Source organism: Microbacterium sp. 69-10, from assembly GCF_001897945.1.
Taxonomy (GTDB): Bacteria; Actinomycetota; Actinomycetes; order Actinomycetales; family Microbacteriaceae; genus Microbacterium.
Map to the genome: position 1 here is coordinate 100660 of NZ_MKRT01000028.1, position 407 is coordinate 101066.

A 407-nucleotide genomic window follows, 5' to 3' on the forward strand; every position below is an offset into this window, starting at 1 on the left:
GAACCCGACCTCGAAGCACACCTCGGTGACGGACAGGTCCCCGCGGCGCAGCAGCGCCATGGCCCGCTCGATCCGCCGTGTCATCAGATAGGAGTACGGGGACTCGCCGAAGGTCTGCTTGAACCGGCGGCTCAGGTGACCGGAGGACATGTGCGCTCCGCGCGCCAGCGCCTCCACGTCGAGCGGCTTCGCGTACTCCCGATCGATGCGATCCCGCACACGGCGCAGGATGACGAGCTCCCGCAGCCTGTCCTCGGATCGTGTCGAATCATCAATCACACACCGATCGTCGCATGCAGCCAGTACGCTGGGCGCCATCTCCCACTCTCAGGAGACACCAGGAAAGGACATCATCGTGTCTGACGCTTCCCCCGAAGTGAAGAGCTTCTTCTCCGCCGTGCGCACCT

1 protein-coding gene is annotated in these 407 nt (G+C 64.6%); it reads right to left on the minus strand.

The window, feature by feature from the left end; translation table 11 throughout:
• On the minus strand, positions 1-276 hold a 276-nt coding region (locus BGN97_RS14925), incomplete at its 3' end, for an AraC family transcriptional regulator (protein ID WP_292703611.1).
• Between the last annotated feature and the right edge of the window lie 131 nt (positions 277-407).